The following is an 18,965-nucleotide window of genomic DNA, read 5'->3' on the forward strand; positions in this document are numbered from 1 at the left end:
CACTTTAAATCACAAATTTGTAATTTATACAAGATACTGAAACAAATCTGGTTTGTTGTTTAAGTACTCTCCGAAAAAGTTTCTGCTTTTCATTCGAGCGATAAGAGGTTCTAAATCCTGTTCAGATTTGAGCTCGATGCCTACCACCGCAGGCGCATTTTCTTTCGCATTCTTTTTTGTGTACTGAAAATGGGTAATATCATCATTAGGCCCTAAGATTTCGGCAACAAATTCCTTTAAAGCTCCAGCTCTTTGCGGGAATCTAATAATAAAATAATGTTTTAAATTAGCATAAAGTAAAGCACGTTCTTTAATTTCTGCAGTACGTGTGATATCGTTGTTACTTCCACTGATAACGCAGACCACATTTTTGCCTTTGATTTGATCTTTGAACTGATCTAAGGCGGCTAGGGTTAAAGCGCCAGCTGGTTCAACAACAATGGCGTCCTTATTGTATAAATCCAGAATTTCTTGACACACTCTTCCTTCTGCTACTTGTACCATTTGATCTAAATGTTGCTGACAGATGGCAAAGGTCATATCCCCTACTCTTTGAACCGCTGCACCATCGACAAATTTGTCAATTTTACCCAGCTCTGTATTTTTACCTTTGGCAAGTGAAGTGGACATCGATGGAGCACCCTGTGGCTCAACACCGATAATTTTAGTTTGTGGGGAAAGCTGATTAAAAACTCCTATGACTCCAGATGCCAAGCCACCTCCACCTATAGGAACAAAAAGGTAATCTATTGGAAGATCTGTAGACTCAAGTATTTCAAGTCCTACTGTGCCTTGACCCTCCATAACTTTAGGATCATCAAAAGGATGAACAAAAGTTTTACCTAGTTCTTCACATTGGGCCATTGCAGCTTTATTTGCATCATCAAAGGTATCGCCATGTAAGACAATATCAATATAGTCCTCCCCGAACATCGCTACCTGCTCTATCTTTTGTTTAGGTGTAGGAGCAGGCATAAAAATGGTTCCTTTAATCTTAAGGGCTTTACAGCTGTATGCAACTCCTTGAGAATGATTCCCAGCTGAGGCACATACAATACCATTGTCTCTTTGCTGTTGCGTTAAAGAACTTATTTTATTGTAAGCCCCTCTTATTTTATAGGAACGTACCATTTGTAAATCTTCACGTTTGAGCATGATTTTAGCACCGTATTGTTTTGAATAACGATGACTTAGGTTTAAAGGAGTAACTGCCGCAACCCCTTTAAGAGTTGCAGCAGCTTCTTTTATGTGTTCTAATTTAGGTATGTATACCGTTTGTATTTGCATAAAATTATTATTTTGCAATTTTTCTTTCACGGATCTTCCGCAAAAGGACAAGTCAGAACGATTGTTAACTTATACGATTTTTTTCATTGCAGTCATTGAGGTACGTAGCCACGCTCCTACTTCTTCAACTGGATGATTACGTAATTGATCATTAATCTCAATTAATTCTTTATTGTCTACACCATTGCTGTTAGAAAATGGTTTTCCGATAACATTGGTATCAATTTTCTTCATAAAGTCTTTAAGAAGTGGCTTACAAGCATGATCGAATAAATAACAACCATATTCCGCTGTATCAGAAATCACTCTATTCATTTCAAAGAGTTTCTTTCTAGCAATGGTATTGGCAATAAGCGGTGTTTCGTGTAAGGACTCATAGTATGCTGATTCCTCAATAATACCGGCCTCTACCATAGTTTCAAATGCCAATTCAACCCCACTTTTCACAAAGGCAACCATTAGTACTGCATTGTCAAAATATTCTTGTTCCGAAATAGCATCCGATCCAGCTGCTGTCTTTTCAAAAGCAGTTTCACCAGTTTCAGCACGCCATGAAAGAAGGTTTTTATCATCATTAGCCCAATCCTCCATCATTGTTTTGGAAAAATGACCACTCATGATATCATCCATATGTTTTTGGAACAATGGTCTCATAATATCCTTTAATTCTTCTGCAAGTTTGAAAGCTTCAATTTTTGCAGGATTGGAAAGACGGTCCATCATATTAGTGATACCACCATATTTCAAAGCCTCGGTAATCGTTTCCCAGCCGTACTGAATTAATTTAGAAGCATATCCTGGTTCAATACCTTTTTCAACCATTTTGTCAAAACAAAGGATGGATCCAGTTTGTAATAAACCACATAGTATAGTTTGTTCTCCCATAAGGTCCGATTTTACCTCTGCTACAAATGAAGAACGCAATACTCCAGCGCGATGACCTCCAGTAGCTGCTGCATAGGCTTTAGCTTGATCCAATCCTTTTGCTTCAGGATCATTCTCTGGGTGCACAGCTATAAGAGTTGGTACACCAAATCCTCTTTTGTATTCTTCGCGAACCTCAGATCCAGGACATTTAGGCGCCACCATAATTACGGTAATATCCTCTCTTACCTGCATTCCTTCTTCAACGATGTTGAATCCGTGTGAATACGAAAGTGTTGCCCCTTTTTTCATAAGTGGCATAATGGTGTTTACAACATTGGTGTGTTGCTTATCTGGAGTTAGGTTACTAACTAAGTCAGCAGTTGGAATTAGTTCCTCATATGTTCCAACTTTAAATCCATTCTCGGTTGCATTGACATAGGATTGACGCTTTTCTTTTATAGCACTTTCTCTAAGGGCATAAGAAATATCAAGACCAGAATCTCTCATATTTAACCCTTGGTTAAGTCCTTGAGCTCCACATCCTACGATAACTACTTTTTTTCCTTTTAGTTTTTCTACACCATCCGCAAATTCTGAGATATCCATAAATTCACAAACCCCCAATTGTTCCAATTGCTGTCTAAGTGATAGTGTATTAAAATAATTTGCCATTTTTTTTGTATTAAATTTTTAGGTTTATTAATTGAATTTAAACTTGAAATTCTTTTAAAATTGATGAAATCTGCATCGTTGTTTTTGTAACAGCAACACGTCCCGAACGGACAAACTGCATAATGCCATAGGGTTTTAACTCCTGGTACATGGTTTCTATCTCTTCTCTTCTTCCTGATTTTGAGATCACGAAGAATTCTGGAGAAACCGTTACAATAGTGGAATGATTATCCTTTATGATGTTTTGAATTTGACGCTCGTCAAATAAAAGATTTGAAGCGATCTTAAACAAGGCAGTTTCTTGAAATATCGTTTCTTCATCCGTGTGATAGTAGGCCTTTATCACCTCTATTTGCTTCTCTATTTGACCGACGATTTTACGTGCCCAGTCTTCAGTAGTATACACAACTATTGTGAATTTAGAAACTTCATCAATCTCTGATTTAGAAACATTTAAACTCTCTATATTGATGTGTCTCTTTAAGAAAATACCTGAAATCCTATTCAACAATCCTATGTTGTTTTCAGAATAAACTGAAATTGTAAAGTTCTTTTTATCTTCCATTTTTATTGCTCTTTTAGCTTAAACGAATATCTGAAACTGAAGCACCTGTAGGGATCATTGGGAACACATTGTCTTCCTTCTCAACACTTACTTCTAAAAAGAATGCATCTTCAGAGGCGATCATTGCCTCTACTGCTTCCTTAAGATCTTCACGTTTAGTTACCTTTTTTGCCTCAATATGATAACCCTTAGCGATGGTGATAAAGTCTGGATTGGTCATCTCTGTCGAAGCGTAACGCTTGTCGAAGAACAATTGTTGCCACTGACGAACCATTCCAAGGAAATCATTGTTTAACACCACTATTTTAACTGGTACATTAGTCTGAAAAATGGTACCTAATTCTTGGATAGTCATTTGATATCCACCATCTCCAATTACAGCTACCACCTGTCTTTCAGGTGCACCCATTTTAGCACCAATTGCTGCTGGTAATGCAAACCCCATGGTTCCTAACCCACCTGAGGTAATATTGCTTTTAGAGTTTTCAAATTTTGCATAACGACATGCAATCATTTGGTGTTGCCCCACATCGGTCACAACCACTGCCTGATGTTTGGAAGCTATGTTTATTTGTTCAATCACCTCGCCCATAGTAAGGCCTGGTTTCTCTGGTTGAATATCATCTTTAATAACCTTTTCGAATTCAATGGCGTATTTTTCTTTAAATACATCATGCCAGTTCTGGTGAGAGTTTTGATTGATTTGGGGTAAAATAGCAGCAAGTGTCTCCTTTACATTACCTAAAACGGCGACATCTGCATGGACGTTTTTGTTAATCTCAGACGGGTCGATTTCAAAATGAATAACTTTAGCCTGCTTAGCATAGGTATCAAGATCTCCTGTAACCCTATCGTCAAATCGCATCCCTAACGCAATCAGGACATCACATTCATTGGTTAGTATGTTAGGTGCATAGTTACCATGCATACCAACCATACCAACATTAAGTGGATGACTAGAAGATATTGCCGAAGCACCTAAAATGGTCCAAGCAGCCGGAATACCAGATTTCTCAATAAAGGCTTTCAATTCTTGTTCTGCTTTTCCAAGAATAATACCTTGTCCCCAAACAATCATTGGTTTTTTAGCACCATTGATAAGTTCAGCAGCTTCACTTACTTTGGTTTGGTCAACTTTTGGAAAAGGGTTGTAGCTACGAATAGCCGTACATTTTTGATAATCAAAATCAAATTCCTCGAATTGTGCATTTTTAGTAATATCGATTAATACAGGTCCTGGTCTTCCAGAACGTGCAATAAAAAATGCCTTTGCTATAATCTCAGGAATTTCAGAGGCTTGAGTGATCTGATAATTCCATTTGGTTACTGGAGTTGAAATCCCTACGATATCTGTTTCTTGAAACGCGTCAGATCCCAATAAATGACGGGCAACCTGTCCAGTGATACACACCATTGGTGTAGAATCAATCTGAGCATCTGCGATCCCTGTAATTAAATTTGTTGCTCCAGGACCAGAGGTAGCCATTGCAACACCGACTTTTCCTGAAACCCTCGCATATCCTTGAGCAGCATGCGCTGCACCTTGCTCATGTCTTGTTAAAACGTGATGAAGCTTTCCTCTAAACTTATAAAGTTCATCATAAATGGGCATAATGGCACCACCAGGGTAACCATAAACTGTATCAATGCCTTCAGCCAATAAGCAGTGAATTACTGCTTCAGCACCCGAAATTCTGATTTTCTTTCCGGTTTTGCTATCTTCTTTTTTTAATGTTTTTACTTCCATAAGTAATAAACTTTTAGCTACGGTATCTACCGTAATTAGCAAATTGATGTTAAGTTAAAATTCATCAGTAACACACCCTTTGGAGGCAGAGGATACTGATTTAGCATATTTGTAGAGGGATCCTCTTTTTATTTTTAATTCTGGTTCTTTCCACGCAGCACGTCGTTTAGCCAATTCATCATCAGATATTTCAATGTCGATGGTATTGTTCACTGCATCGATGGATATAATATCACCATTCTCCACAAGAGCAATATTACCACCCACCTGTGCCTCTGGCGAAACATGTCCAACCACAAAACCGTGGGATCCACCTGAGAAACGTCCATCTGTAATTAATGCGACATCCTTTCCGAGTCCTGCTCCCATAATGGAAGAAGTTGGCTTAAGCATCTCTGGCATTCCAGGGGCTCCTTTAGGACCTTCATAGCGGATTATAACGACATCTCCTTTTTGAACCTCACCGTTTTTAATACTTTTATTAACTTCGATCTCACTGTTATATACTTTAGCTGGGCCCTTAAATGCCAAACCTTCCTTACCAGTGATCTTTGCAACAGCTCCTTCTGTAGCAAGGTTTCCAAATAGAATTCTAATGTGCCCTGTTTCTTTTATTGGATTGTCTAAAGTGTGAACGATATCTTGATCTTCAAGTAAATTGGGCACATCCTTAAGGTTCTCTGCTAGTGTTTTTCCTGTTACTGTCAAACAATCACCGTGTAACATATCGTTGTCCAACATGTATTTTAAAACTCCAGGTATTCCTCCAACACCGTGTAGGTCTTCCATGGAATATTTACCGCTTGGTTTTAAATCAGCCAGCAAAGGTGTGTTGTCACTAATACGTTTAAAGTCCTCTAGTGTAAATTCTACTTGAGCCGCTTTAGCAATGGCTAAGAAGTGAAGTACTGCATTGGTAGATCCACCTAAAACAGTTACTAATCTAAAGGCATTCTCTAGTGATTTTCTACTGACTATATCAGAAGGCTTAATATCATTTTCTAATAAATATCTTACGGCCTCTCCGGCTTTTACACATTCTTCCTCTTTTAAACTCCCATTACTTACTGCCGGAGTAGAAGAGTTAAATGGAAGTGACATCCCTAATGCCTCGATGGCTGAAGCCATTGTGTTAGCGGTATACATACCTCCACAAGCACCAGGACCTGGACAAGCCTTGTGAATTACTTGGTTAAATTCACTGTCATCTATTGTTCCAGCCACCTTCTGACCATAGGCCTCAAAGGCAGATATAATATCTAATTTTCTTCCATTATGACATCCTGAAGCAATCGTTCCTCCATAGACTAAGATAGAAGGACGATTAAGCCTTAACATGGCCATTAGTGCACCAGGCATATTTTTATCACAGCCCACAACCGTGACAAGACCATCATAGGACATTGCTTCTACGACCGTTTCTACAGAATCCGCAATAATATCTCTTGAAGGAAGAGAATAACGCATTCCTGGTGTGCCGTTAGAAATTCCGTCACTGACTCCGATGGTATTGAAGATCAAACCCACCATGTCTGCATTTGCCGTTCCCTTTTTAATATGGGTCGCCAAACCGTTTAAATGCATATTACATGGATTCCCTTCATATCCTGTACTAGCAATACCGATAAAAGGTTTTTGTAAATCTTCATCCGTTAAACCCAAGGCGTGTAGCATCGCTTGCGCAGCTGGAAGCGTTGGATCCTGTGTTACCTGTTGACTAAACTTTTTTAAATTCACTTTATTTGTTAAATTTTCGAGTATTATTTAATTATATTCAAAATTATACTAATGCATTTGTAAAAGATGCCATACTATTGATCAGACTTTAAATCCAATTGCATTATAAAATAGTTAACTTACTGTTTATTAGTAATTTAATTGAATTAAATTAGGACACTCAAACCTAATTAATTCTTTGAATTATTTTAAAAACATCCTTCTTTTGGCGAATTAACACCCAGATGTCAGATAAAAAAAAGGTCTGTATCAAAACTGATACAGACCCTATAATTTCGAGCACTCGAAACTGTATCAACTCAACCCAGAGTTCATAATTCGAATGACTATGTTAATTATGTATTTCATATAAATAAAAAACCTTCCACATTTTGGAAGGTCACAAATTTAAATTGCATTAATTCCCTTCCTTGCTCAGTGAATAATCACTAAGTTTTGAATCAGAGGAATAAGAATTATTTGATTTTTCATAGCAGCAATATTATATATATTTTCTAAATTGAAAAAACTTTTGAGCCATTTTAACAATGCAAACAGATATATCAAATTTGATTAAAGGTCAGGATGTATTTTTTAAAGGCGGAGGTACATTGGCTATTTCCACTAGAAAACAATTACTAAAAGCCCTTAAAGACACTATAGTAAACCGAGAGGAGGTTATCCTTAAAGCCATCTATAAGGATCTAAAGAAACCAACCTTTGAAGCTTTGGCTACAGAAATCAATATAGTAATTGGAGAAATCAATAACACCCTAAAGCACATCGATAAATGGACCCGACCTAAAAGGGTTGCTTCTAGTATCCTAAATTTCCCTTCCACCTCTAGGATACACCAAGAACCCTATGGAAGAATACTGATTATTTCTCCTTGGAATTACCCTTTCGCTCTTGCTATAATCCCACTAATCGGTGCGCTCGCAGCAGGCAATACCATTGTACTTAAACCCTCGGAAATGAGTCCAAATACCACGGCTATTATCCAAGAAATCATTCAGGATATTTTTGACCAAGACCATGTTAGCGTTGTGGTTGGCGATAAGAAAATCTCTCAAAGGCTCTTGGAATTTCGATGGGATTATATCTTTTTTACAGGCAGTACCGAAGTTGGGAAATATGTGTATAGCAAAGCTGCCGAACACCTGACCCCTGTCACCTTAGAACTCGGTGGAAAAAGTCCTTGTATTGTCGATTCTACAGCTTCTTTTAAGCACCTTGCCAAACGTATTGTATGGGGGAAGTTCTTAAATGCTGGGCAAAGCTGTATTGCACCAGATTACTTATTGGTGCATTACAAGGTGAAAGATCGATTAATTAATGAGCTTAAGGAAGAAATCAACAAAGCCTATCCTGATTTATGCAATTCCACAAGTGATTATGCTAATATCATAAATACAGATCATAGTCAGCGACTCTTGAAGCTCATTCAGGATCAAGAGGTGCTTTTTGGAGGGACGGTTGATGGTCAACTTTTTGTACCAACCCTAGTAAATGAGCCTCATATTGATAGCCCACTTATGCAACAAGAGATTTTTGGGCCCATCCTCCCCATTATTGGGTTTCAGTCATTTGAACAAATCCAGCAAATTATTGATCGGTTTGAAAAGCCTCTGGCACTTTATGTTTTTAGTAGCGAAAATTCATTTACTGACAAGGTAATACAAAGTTTTTCTTTCGGAGGAGGGGTGATCAATGACACCATGGTGCACTATGCTGACAAAAACCTTCCTTTTGGCGGTGTGGGACATAGCGGGATAGGTGCATATCATGGAGATTGTACATTTAAAACCTTTTCTCATCAAAAGGCAATTGTCCAAAGAAGTTCTTGGCTTGATATACCCCTGCGCTACCCTCCTTACAAGGGAAAATTGAAGTGGCTTAAGTTCTTTCAAAGGTAAGTGTATAACACTCCTTCAATGGCCTTTAATAAAAGTCATTTAAAGCTATGCGCTTACCTTTAATTATAATGCTAATTCCATTTGAATATCTGCCCTTTTATATGGGCTAGGACGCGTAGAAATTTCCGTGAATCCTAATTTGTGATAAAGATTCACGGCAGGTTTTAAAACGCGATTACTTTCCAAAAATAGTTTTGAAGCCCCTAATTCTTTGGCGACCTTAATGATTTCTTTACCCAATAAATAACCAATGTTTTTACCTTGAGCCTCAGGTGATACGGCCATCTTAATTAGTTCAAAATCGTATTCAGGGTCCTCCGTTTTTATAAGGGCACACACCCCCATCGGCTGGTCTTTATAAAGCGCTACTAGAATTTTACCACCCTTTTCAATAATATTTTTTTCTGGATGATCTAGGTATTTATAATCCGATTCTTCCATCTCAAAATAAGTAGAAACCCACTGTTCATTTAAACTCTTAAAGGCTGATTTATACTCAGCTTGGTATGAAACAATTTTGATGTACTTGCTTTCTCGTTGCTTTTTTTGTTCCTGTATCCTTTTATGTAAGGATTTTTGCTCTAGTAATTTCTCCCATTCTTTGATAGCTTCCCATAGATTATGCTGTGCTTGTGCAATCATAAGATCTACTACATTGTTGGCATCACTGGAGAGTTCATTTAGGATCTTCTGTGAGATGATCATCCCTTTGTCAGTCAGACCAACGACATTTTTACGTTTGTCCTTAGATTTAAGATTGTCCTTAACCAGACCGACCTTAGCCATTTCCTTTATACTCCTTGTTACCGAGGGTTGTGAATGACCTATGTGCTCAGCAATTCGTGTAATTGTTTGTTCTCCATCTTGATGGAGAATAAAAAAGACTGGAAACCATTTGGGTAGAAACCCTTCTATTCCGTATAATTGGTAAATCTTGCTTGAATCATCGGTAAGTTGTTGACTTAAAAGACGTAATCTTCTACCGATTGCTATCTTTCCCGTTCGTTCAAAGATGTCTACCATTGCCTAGTATTGTTAAAAGTTATATAACTGGTTATGCAAAAGTATCTCAAAAATAGATAGCCGCAAATAATAAGAGGAAATTCTAGCTATTTTAATTAAAAACATTTTGGATAATTTGTTACTACAAAAATAGCGTATTTAAGCCAAAATAACCGTGTTTACACGCCTACTTTCCTATCAGAAAATAAAACTAAGATTAACCCTTTTAGTCTCATTGGTTGATCAGTAAGGACTACTTTGATAATTTAGTAAGGATCAAGATCCTTGCAACTTCTTATTTAGCTTGGAATATTGTAATTTTGTTGTTTTGCGTATCATATGACAAACCATGAAGATAATATTGAGGTAAAGGGCGCAAGAGTCCATAACCTTAAAAATATAGATGTTACAATACCCCGAGAGAAATTAGTGGTGATCACAGGCTTATCAGGGAGCGGTAAATCATCTCTTGCCTTTGATACTATATATGCTGAAGGACAAAGACGATATATAGAAACTTTTTCTGCCTATGCCCGGCAATTTTTGGGTGGTTTGGAAAGGCCCGATGTTGATAAGATAGACGGATTATCCCCAGTGATCGCCATTGAGCAAAAGACCACTTCAAAATCTCCACGTTCCACAGTTGGGACCATCACAGAAATATATGATTTCCTAAGACTTCTCTATGCAAGAGCATCAGATGCATATAGTTATAAAACGGGAGAGAAAATGGTGAGCTATAGTGATGCTCAAATTCAGGAATTAATTTTAACAGAATTTCAAGGAAGACGCATTAATATACTCTCCCCTGTTATTAGAAGTCGAAAGGGGCATTATCGCGAACTTTTTGAGCATATTTCAAAACAGGGATTTGCAAAAGTAAGGATTGATGGTGAACTACTCGATTTAGAAAAGGGAATGAAAGTGGATCGTTATAAGACCCACGATATTGAGATTGTGATTGACCGTCTGGTTGTAGAGCGCGCTGAGCAGACAACCAAACGTTTAACTGAGTCCATCCAAACAGCGATGTATCATGGGGATGATGTATTAATTGTTTTAGATCAGGATAATGGAGAACTCCGCTTTTTTAGTCGAAATCTCATGTGTCCAACAACTGGAATTTCCTACCCTAATCCAGAACCAAATACTTTTTCTTTCAATTCTCCTAAGGGAATGTGCCCGAACTGTTCTGGGCTAGGAAGTCTATATCAGGTAAATCTAAAGAAAGTCATTGCAGATGACACTAAAAGCATTAAGACTGGTGGGATTTTACCTATTGGACCTTATAAAAACACCTGGATTTTCAAGCAACTGGAAACCATCGCTCAGCGTTTTGATTTTAAACTAACAGATCCTATAAAGGATATTCCAAAACCGGCCATGGATATTATCCTAAATGGGGGGAATGAAAAGTTTCAAGTCACCTCTAAAACCTTGGGTATTACTCGGGATTATAAGATTGAATTTGAAGGAATTGTCCATTTTATTACGAATCAATTTAATGATAGTAATTCCAGTAGCATAAAAAGATGGGCAAAGGAATACATGGATAAGGTTGCCTGTGAGCAGTGTGGAGGAAGCCGTCTAAAGGAATCCTCGCTTCATTTTAAAATTGATCAAAAAAATATCGCTGAGCTTGCTGCCATGGATTTGGTGGATTTGGCTAAGTTCTTCGGCCACCTTAAAGATTCTCTATCTCATAAGCAATTCAAAATAGCTGAAGAGATTTTAAAAGAAATTAGTACCCGAATTCAATTCTTACTTGATGTAGGACTTACATACCTTGCTTTGGACCGTAGTTCAAAAACTCTTTCAGGTGGAGAAGCTCAACGAATACGCCTAGCCACACAAATAGGTTCGCAACTCGTGGGAGTACTTTATATCCTAGATGAACCGAGCATTGGATTGCATCAAAGGGATAACAATCGCCTGATAAGATCTTTAGAATCCTTAAGGGACATTGGTAACTCAGTTATTGTCGTTGAACACGATAAGGATATGATTCTTAGAGCTGATCATGTTATTGATATTGGACCTAAGGCTGGACGGCATGGTGGAGAAATTATCTCTCAAGGTCCACCAGAGAGCCTTGAAAATTTCAATACCCTTACAGCTGATTATATTTCGGGTGTAAAGAAAATAGAAGTTCCAAAAAAACGACGTAAAGGCAACGGAAAGAGTATTATTCTATCAGGGTGTACCGGAAACAACCTAAAGAACATTGACGTAGAATTTCCTCTTGGTAAAATGATTGGGGTTACAGGAGTTTCAGGAAGTGGGAAGTCTACTCTTATCAATGAAACCCTCTATCCTATTTTAAATGCACATTTTTTTAATGCGGTTAAAATACCCATGCCTTATACGAAAATTAATGGGTTGAAGAATATCGATAAGGTTATTGATATTAATCAATCTCCAATTGGCCGTACTCCAAGATCTAATCCGGCCACCTATACGGGAGTATTTAGTGAAATTCGCAGCTTATTTACACAAACGCCAGAGGCAATGATTAGAGGATATAAGCCAGGAAGGTTTAGTTTTAATGTCAAGGGCGGGCGTTGTGAGACCTGTCAAGGGGCTGGAATGCGGGTTATCGAAATGAACTTTTTACCAGATGTTACTGTAGCATGTGAGACCTGCCAAGGCAAACGTTTTAACAGGGAAACTCTGGAAATCAGATATAAAGGTAAATCCATATCGGATGTTTTAGAAATGACAATTAATGAATCAGTAGATTTTTTTGAAAACATTCCTAAAATTCATCGAAAACTTGCTACCTTACAAGACGTAGGCCTTGGCTACATTACTCTTGGACAGCAGTCCACTACCCTCTCCGGTGGTGAAGCGCAACGCGTCAAACTAGCCACTGAATTGTCCAAAAGAGATACAGGCAACACATTTTACATTTTAGATGAGCCAACAACTGGTTTGCATTTTGAGGATATTCGAGTCCTAATGGGTGTGTTGAATAAACTAACCGATAAAGGCAATACGGTGTTGATTATAGAGCATAATTTAGATGTCATTAAAATGGTAGATTACATTATTGATATTGGGCCCGAAGGTGGTAAATCAGGAGGGCAATTAATGGCCAGTGGAACACCGGAAGAAATCATCAAAAACACTAAGAGTTACACCGCGAAATACCTCAGAGAGGAGCTTGAAAATATTGTTTAAATAACATAAAATAAGTAGCTGTAATAAAATAAGATATACAACTAAAATTCATAGGATGAGAAAAGAACAACACACCAAAAGCTGGAATGAAATAAAGAGCAATGATTCTTGGGCTATTTTTAAAATTATGAGTGAATTCGTAAGCGGCTATGAACATCTTAGTCGTATCGGCCCATGTGTTTCAGTGTTTGGTTCGGCTAGAACAAAACCGAATACCAAATATTACGATCTTACCGAACGTATCTCCAGAAAGATCGTTGAGTCGGGATATGGCATTATAACTGGTGGTGGTCCTGGAATTATGGAAGCTGGAAATAAAGGAGCTCATCTAGGCGGAGGTACCTCCGTGGGACTAAACATCGACCTTCCATTTGAACAGCACGATAACCCATATATTGACGCGGATAAAAATCTGAATTTTGATTACTTTTTTGTTAGAAAGGTGATGTTTGTAAAGTATTCACAGGGGTTTGTGGTGATGCCAGGAGGATTTGGGACCTTGGATGAACTCTTTGAAGCCATTACTCTTATTCAAACCAAAAAAATTGCAAAATTTCCGATAATTCTTGTTGGTAGTGAATTTTGGGGTGGATTAATAGACTGGATACGCACTACTCTACTTGAGGCGAACAATAACATTGGTCCAAACGATCTTGATTTATTGCATCTGGTAGATAACGAAGATGAGGTAGTGGAAATTATTGACGCATTTTACAAAAAATACAATCTTAGCCCAAATTTTTAAACCGTCCTCTTATAAGAGAAGTAGTTATAAAATAAGTTCATTGGCATCGGGTTTTTAATAACTAGGTGCCAATTGTCATTTAATAGTGAACCGATTTAAAGAAACTTTAGTTACTCCTGCCACCATTGGAAGAGCATCTGTAGCATATTGGTGCACATCTGCGGAGACCCTAACTGTGGATCCTATGCTATCTTCATATACCCCCTGACAAATAACTCCGATAATTTCACAATCATAACTACCCTGAATTGAGAATCTCACATAATATCCAAGCTGCTCTGAATATCGCATCTGAGCTTCTTTGTCGGTTATGTGAATTAGAAACTCACCTTCACATTCCGTGGTAATTTCTGATTTAGGGGTATAGGTGCATAATTCATCAAAGGATAAAAGTTTGCTTTGATCATCGTCACTGCAACTTAAAAGTAGCACTAGAATTAAACCCGTCAGGTACTTTAAAAACATATTTATTTTAATGAGTTAGGTAATAGTTAAATAATCCTCGTTTAAATAGACGCATAAATTTTAACACTCTAGTATTAAGGCCTTTAGGTTGCTAAAATCGAATTTGAAATAAAAAAGCCATTAAGTGTCTTTTAAAAGGACTGCTTAACGGCTCTTTTTTTATATATAGCTAGATTATTAATAGCTTGCTTTTACGCAGAGTTTCGACTCGCGTTAATATTCCCAAACAAGGAGCGTGTCACCATGCGCTCAAAAACCTCTAAGCGTTTAGCATCAACATCTTTCCCTTCTTTTTTCAATTGCTGAATTTCCTTTAAAGCGTATTGCTGGATTGTCAATAAAGGCAATACTATTTTTTCGCGAACCTCTATTGATGCTTTCATAGAAAGCGTGTCTTGCATAAGCTCTTTATAGCCAGTCACTTTAAGAATCATGGCTTTACTGCGCTCATATTCCTTGTGAATTATCTGCCAAAATTCACCGTATTCATCATCGTTCTGCATGTATGCAGTGAGTTTGAAATAGGATTTAGAAAGACTCATCATACTGTTCTCAAGTAAGGTTCTAAAAAAGGTTGAGTTTTTATACAACGATGCGACCTTGTCGAACTCATTATTTTTCACAAAAGTATCAATAGCGATTCCTACGCCGTAGAATCCAGGAACGTTTTGTTTTAATTGACTCCAGCTTCCAACAAATGGAATAGCCCTTAGAGCTGAGAATACTAGTTCGTCTGACCCTCCTCTTTTTGAGGGACGGCTACCGATATTTGTTTTAGCGTAGTACTTTAAGGTACTCATGTTCTCTAAATATGGCAGGAACTTTGGATGCTTTTTAAAGTCAATATAAGACTGATAACTGATTGCTGCAAGTCGATTCATAGTATCGCGATCCTCCTCACTTAATCGGTCGTCTTCATCGTTAAAAACATTATTTACGATTCCAGAACTTATAAGTTGTTCCATATTGTATTGACATGAATCCAAGGTTCCAAAATTAGAACTAATGGTTTGTCCTTGAATAGTCAATTGCACTTCTTGATTTTCAATTGTCGGTCCTAGTGAGGCATAGAATTGGTGTGTTTTTCCACCCCCTCTAGCTGGTGGGCCACCACGTCCGTCGAAGAAAATAACTTTTATGCCGTATTGTCTCGAAATAGCAGTAAGAGTTTCTTTCGCTTTATAAATACTCCAATTAGCCATAAGGTAACCACCATCTTTGGTACCATCCGAGAATCCTAACATAATGGTTTGTTTGTTTCCTCTTCGTTTAAGGTGCTCTGCGTAAGCCTTATTAGAATAAAGCGTTTCCATGACCTTGTGGGCAATTTCTAAATCATCTACGGTTTCAAAAAGAGGAATAACATCTACAGTTGGCGTCTCCCAATCACACATTCTGATCATGGCAAAGGCTTGCATAACATTGAGCACACTTCCGTTATTACTGATAATATAACGGTTACAACCAAGCTCACCATTGTTCTTTTGAATGGTTTTCATGGCATAGATGGATTCCAAGGTTAATCGACTCATCTGGTCTTTAATCAAACTTGGATTCACCTTACCTACGACCTTACTCAGGGCATCTATTTGCTGCTCATCTGATAATTTAAGGTAATCCTTAGGGAAAATATCCAATCCCATGTCTAAGGACTCTTCGACAATAGTAGAGAGTACATTGTGATGGACTCTGGAATCCTGTCTGATATCCAAAGCAGCAAAATGAAAACCAAAGAGTTTTACCTTATTGATTAAGCTATTTACTTCTTCTACAAACAGTGATTGATGTTTCTCGATTAAGATTTCACGGATCTCCAACAAAGTTCCCATGGTATAATCCACGCTTGCTGTTGATTGAGAACTTTCTAAGAAAATATTTTCATAAAGATTATTCTCCAAATCCAAAATGAGCTTATCTACATATTTAAAGCTAATACGACGGCGAAGCCTTCTGACGTCTCTGTAGTAGTTTCTAAGGACGGTAGTTCGTAATCGATCTGCAACCTTTAAGGTAATATCCGTGGTCACAAATGGATTGCCATCCCGATCTCCTCCAGGCCAAAAACCTAAGTTGATAACCTGGTTGTCTAAGTCATTGTCAATGTATATATTGTCTTGAATGTAATTGTAGATCTGGCTTGCAGAATGATAAAATACATGTTCTAGATACCAAATCAGACTAACGGCCTCATCAAAAGGTGATGGTTTTTCTTTCTTAAAGAATGGTGTTTTACCTAATTGGGCAAGTAACTTTTTTATTAGATTTAAATCGTTTTTTCGGATAGCCTCCGCAAGGTCTGTAATAATGACAAGAACAGAACTTGGGTAGAATTGTGTGGGGTGTGCTGTGAGCACTGGTCGGATATTAAATTCTTCTAAACAAGCTTTTAATTCCGCAACTTTATTCTTAGCCTCAGCTTCCTCTCTCATGTTTCGGAGTGTTCCGATCCCATCCATGTTGTTCACTATAGGGAAGGTAGCATCTTCGATTGCATCAAACAATACAACCTGCCTTTCGATATACTGTATAAATCTAAAAAGAAGATCGAATCTTTCCTCCTCAGATGGCTTGTCATAATACTTCTTAAAAAAACGCTCAACTATTTGACTTGGATTTTGATTTTCCTCATATCCATTATCACATAATTCTGAAAATAATGGAAGCAGAACCCCTGTATTACTAATCTCGTCAAATGGTAGTGTGATAAATATGCTGTTGTATATTTGATATCGCGACAGCACATTTTCATTAAAGCGATCAATTTTCGGTTTTCTTAGCATAAATTTATTTCTATTTGACGTAAAAATACGAAAAACCCTCTCAACTTAAAGAATTGAGAGGGTTTAAAAAGTGATTTAAACATAAATCTTATAAATCGTTAAATATGGTATGCATTAATCTTCTCTTATCATTAATGCTCTCCTCGAGTGAGATCATTGTCTCAGTTCTTGATACCCCATCGATATCATCTATTTTAAAGATAATATCTTTAGCATGCTTGGTGTCTTTGGCCCTTATTTTACAGAAAATATTAAATTTTCCAGTAGTGATATGTGCTACCGTGATGTATGGGATTTGATTCAAACGCTCGAGAACAAATTTAGTTTGATGCGTTTTTTCTAAAAATATACCAACATATGCAATAAAGGAATACCCTAATTTTACATAGTCTAATGTTAATGATGATCCTCTTATAATACCAGCATCTTCCATTTTTTTCACCCTTACGTGTACAGTACCAGCAGAAATTAGTAATTTTTTCGCGATATCCGTAAATGGAGTTCGAGTATTTTCAATCAACATATCCAGAATCTGGTGATCAACTTCGTCTAATTTAAATTTTGCCATAGTTTTTTTTAATTATCTTTAAAGGATATGCAAAAAAAATAAAAAAAACTGAATCTATCACCATCTTTAAACAAGTAATTACATAAATAATTAAAATTTTTATTAAATATTTCCTAATAATTTCGTTAAAAAGACTTCATTTATTTCATATTTCTCAACACTAGTGGTGCCTAGAACATTCATATCGAATTTCTTATGAGCATAAAATTTCAAATTCTTTTCAATCCGCTCTACATTTGGTTTAAACTCAAGTTTACCTTCCCTTAGTGACTCTTTAAATAATATGGCTATATCAAGGTGTTGAACTTTTGAATCTTCTTTAATAGGAAAGTTATAAAGTATAACATCATAAAACAACTTTTCATTCTCTGGAATATCAAAATACTTCTTATACTGAAGGCCAAGGATGTCGTGGTCTCCTATATAATTAACCGCGCATACCATGGCAGATGCAATATACTTTCGAGTTTGTTCTCTTTGGTAATCCATTGGGAAATGCCCAGATTCAAATAATATGGTAGGAATTTGAGCCGATTGAAACGTATCCCCTACACAATTTATATTGAATCCATCATCGTACCTTCCTACTTGGCCAGGTATATGTTTTTGAAGGAATTCATTCATAACTCCAATAATCTCCATGCTTCGCTTACGCTCTTTGGTGATTGTGCGCTCCTTGTCCTCTGCGGGAGTTAAAAAAGAAACTGTAGCTGGCAACGGAGTCTTTCCAGCGCTAAATATAGTGCGTTGATCGTGTAAGTTAAAACAAAACTCAGGTTTAAATGAATCAAACACTCTTCTTAAAATAACGCTCTCGGGTTGAGTGCGATCTTGTGCATCACGATTAAGATCAACGGAATTACTATTAACTCTAGTATAGGCAACTGCGCCATCAGGATTAACCATCGGTAATATACATAGCGTAAAATTAGCCATAATGTATTGGTTGAAATCCTCGTCGATTGTGCTGTATTTTAGAAAATCAAATACAGCTTTTGTCGTTGTGGATTCATTGCCGTGCATTTGAGACCACATTAAGATTTTCTTTGGTCCATTCCCAAGTGTTATGCTATAGATAGGTTTTCCTTCAACAGATTCTCCGAGAACCTTAATCTTGAAAAAATTTTTGTAGCGTTCAATTAAAGGTTCAATTTGTTGTAAATGGATATAACGACCACTTAATAAAGGGTCTTTGTAATGCTGATAGGCATTAAAAAAAGTGTCGAGGTATTTCATAGTTAATTTTGAATTTACAAATGTAAAAGGAAATTCATTTACAAGTGTGAACTAGAGGAAATGACAAATGTAAACGCTTTTTAAGTCAGTTGTTTACTAATTGTAAACACAGAAGTTTACAATTATGTCTTATAAATAGACAAATTCTATATTTGAGTCATAGATCCCTGTAGTTTAGTCATATACATCGTTAAATAGAAGTTTTACTTTAATCTATTA

Annotated in this window: 13 protein-coding genes; 3 read left to right on the top strand and 10 right to left on the bottom strand. The window is 37.0% G+C overall.

Annotated features, from left to right (window positions below):
* Nucleotides 1–24 precede the first annotated feature (24 nt).
* From ilvA to ilvD, 5 genes are all read right to left on the bottom strand, one after another.
* Nucleotides 25–1,287, bottom strand: a complete 1,263-nt coding sequence (gene ilvA / locus I215_RS03560) for a threonine ammonia-lyase IlvA (RefSeq protein WP_040459823.1) — start codon at nt 1,285–1,287, stop codon at nt 25–27.
* 69 nt (nt 1,288–1,356) lie between these two features.
* Complete coding sequence (gene ilvC / locus I215_RS03565) at nt 1,357–2,826, bottom strand: ketol-acid reductoisomerase (RefSeq protein WP_008990586.1); 1,470 nt, start codon at nt 2,824–2,826, stop codon at nt 1,357–1,359.
* A 37-nt stretch (nt 2,827–2,863) separates the two neighbouring features.
* Nucleotides 2,864–3,391, bottom strand: coding sequence for an acetolactate synthase small subunit (gene ilvN / locus I215_RS03570; RefSeq protein ID WP_008990587.1), 528 nt, complete (start codon nt 3,389–3,391; stop codon nt 2,864–2,866).
* 13 nt (nt 3,392–3,404) lie between these two features.
* A complete protein-coding gene (gene ilvB / locus I215_RS03575; RefSeq protein WP_008990588.1) occupies nt 3,405–5,138 on the bottom strand; it encodes a biosynthetic-type acetolactate synthase large subunit in 1,734 nt (577 codons plus the stop codon).
* A 54-nt stretch (nt 5,139–5,192) separates the two neighbouring features.
* Nucleotides 5,193–6,875 (bottom strand): dihydroxy-acid dehydratase, encoded by a 1,683-nt coding sequence (gene ilvD, locus I215_RS03580; RefSeq protein ID WP_008990589.1) that lies wholly within the window; start codon nt 6,873–6,875, stop codon nt 5,193–5,195.
* A gap of 527 nt (nt 6,876–7,402) precedes the next feature.
* On the opposite strand from ilvD, the gene I215_RS03585 reads away from it, so the two are divergent.
* A complete protein-coding gene (locus tag I215_RS03585; protein ID WP_008990590.1) occupies nt 7,403–8,770 on the top strand; it encodes an aldehyde dehydrogenase in 1,368 nt (455 codons plus the stop codon).
* A gap of 63 nt (nt 8,771–8,833) precedes the next feature.
* On the opposite strand, the gene I215_RS03590 is transcribed toward I215_RS03585, so the two are convergent.
* A complete protein-coding gene (locus tag I215_RS03590; protein WP_008990591.1) occupies nt 8,834–9,793 on the bottom strand; it encodes a bifunctional helix-turn-helix transcriptional regulator/GNAT family N-acetyltransferase in 960 nt (319 codons plus the stop codon).
* A 318-nt stretch (nt 9,794–10,111) separates the two neighbouring features.
* Between I215_RS03590 and uvrA the strand changes: the two genes are divergently transcribed.
* Nucleotides 10,112–12,952: an excinuclease ABC subunit UvrA gene (gene uvrA, locus I215_RS03595; RefSeq protein WP_008990592.1), complete on the top strand. Its 2,841-nt coding sequence runs from the start codon at nt 10,112–10,114 to the stop codon at nt 12,950–12,952.
* A 55-nt stretch (nt 12,953–13,007) separates the two neighbouring features.
* Entirely contained in the window at nt 13,008–13,697 is a 690-nt protein-coding gene (locus tag I215_RS03600; protein ID WP_008990593.1) for an LOG family protein, read from the top strand.
* A 75-nt stretch (nt 13,698–13,772) separates the two neighbouring features.
* Here the strand turns inward: I215_RS03600 and I215_RS03605 are convergent, their stop codons facing one another.
* From I215_RS03605 to I215_RS03620, 4 genes are all read right to left on the bottom strand, one after another.
* Entirely contained in the window at nt 13,773–14,162 is a 390-nt protein-coding gene (locus tag I215_RS03605) for a hypothetical protein (RefSeq protein ID WP_008990594.1), read from the bottom strand.
* Nucleotides 14,163–14,353: 191 nt separating this feature from the next.
* Nucleotides 14,354–16,942: a phosphoenolpyruvate carboxylase gene (locus tag I215_RS03610; protein ID WP_008990595.1), complete on the bottom strand. Its 2,589-nt coding sequence runs from the start codon at nt 16,940–16,942 to the stop codon at nt 14,354–14,356.
* 88 nt (nt 16,943–17,030) lie between these two features.
* Nucleotides 17,031–17,510 (bottom strand): Lrp/AsnC family transcriptional regulator, encoded by a 480-nt coding sequence (locus I215_RS03615; RefSeq protein ID WP_008990596.1) that lies wholly within the window; start codon nt 17,508–17,510, stop codon nt 17,031–17,033.
* Between the two features lie 102 nt (nt 17,511–17,612).
* Nucleotides 17,613–18,746, bottom strand: coding sequence for a M14 family metallopeptidase (locus tag I215_RS03620; RefSeq protein WP_008990597.1), 1,134 nt, complete (start codon nt 18,744–18,746; stop codon nt 17,613–17,615).
* Between the last annotated feature and the right edge of the window lie 219 nt (nt 18,747–18,965).

The sequence above is a fragment of the Galbibacter marinus genome, from assembly GCF_000300875.1.
GTDB classification, from domain to species: domain Bacteria; phylum Bacteroidota; class Bacteroidia; order Flavobacteriales; family Flavobacteriaceae; genus Galbibacter; species Galbibacter marinus.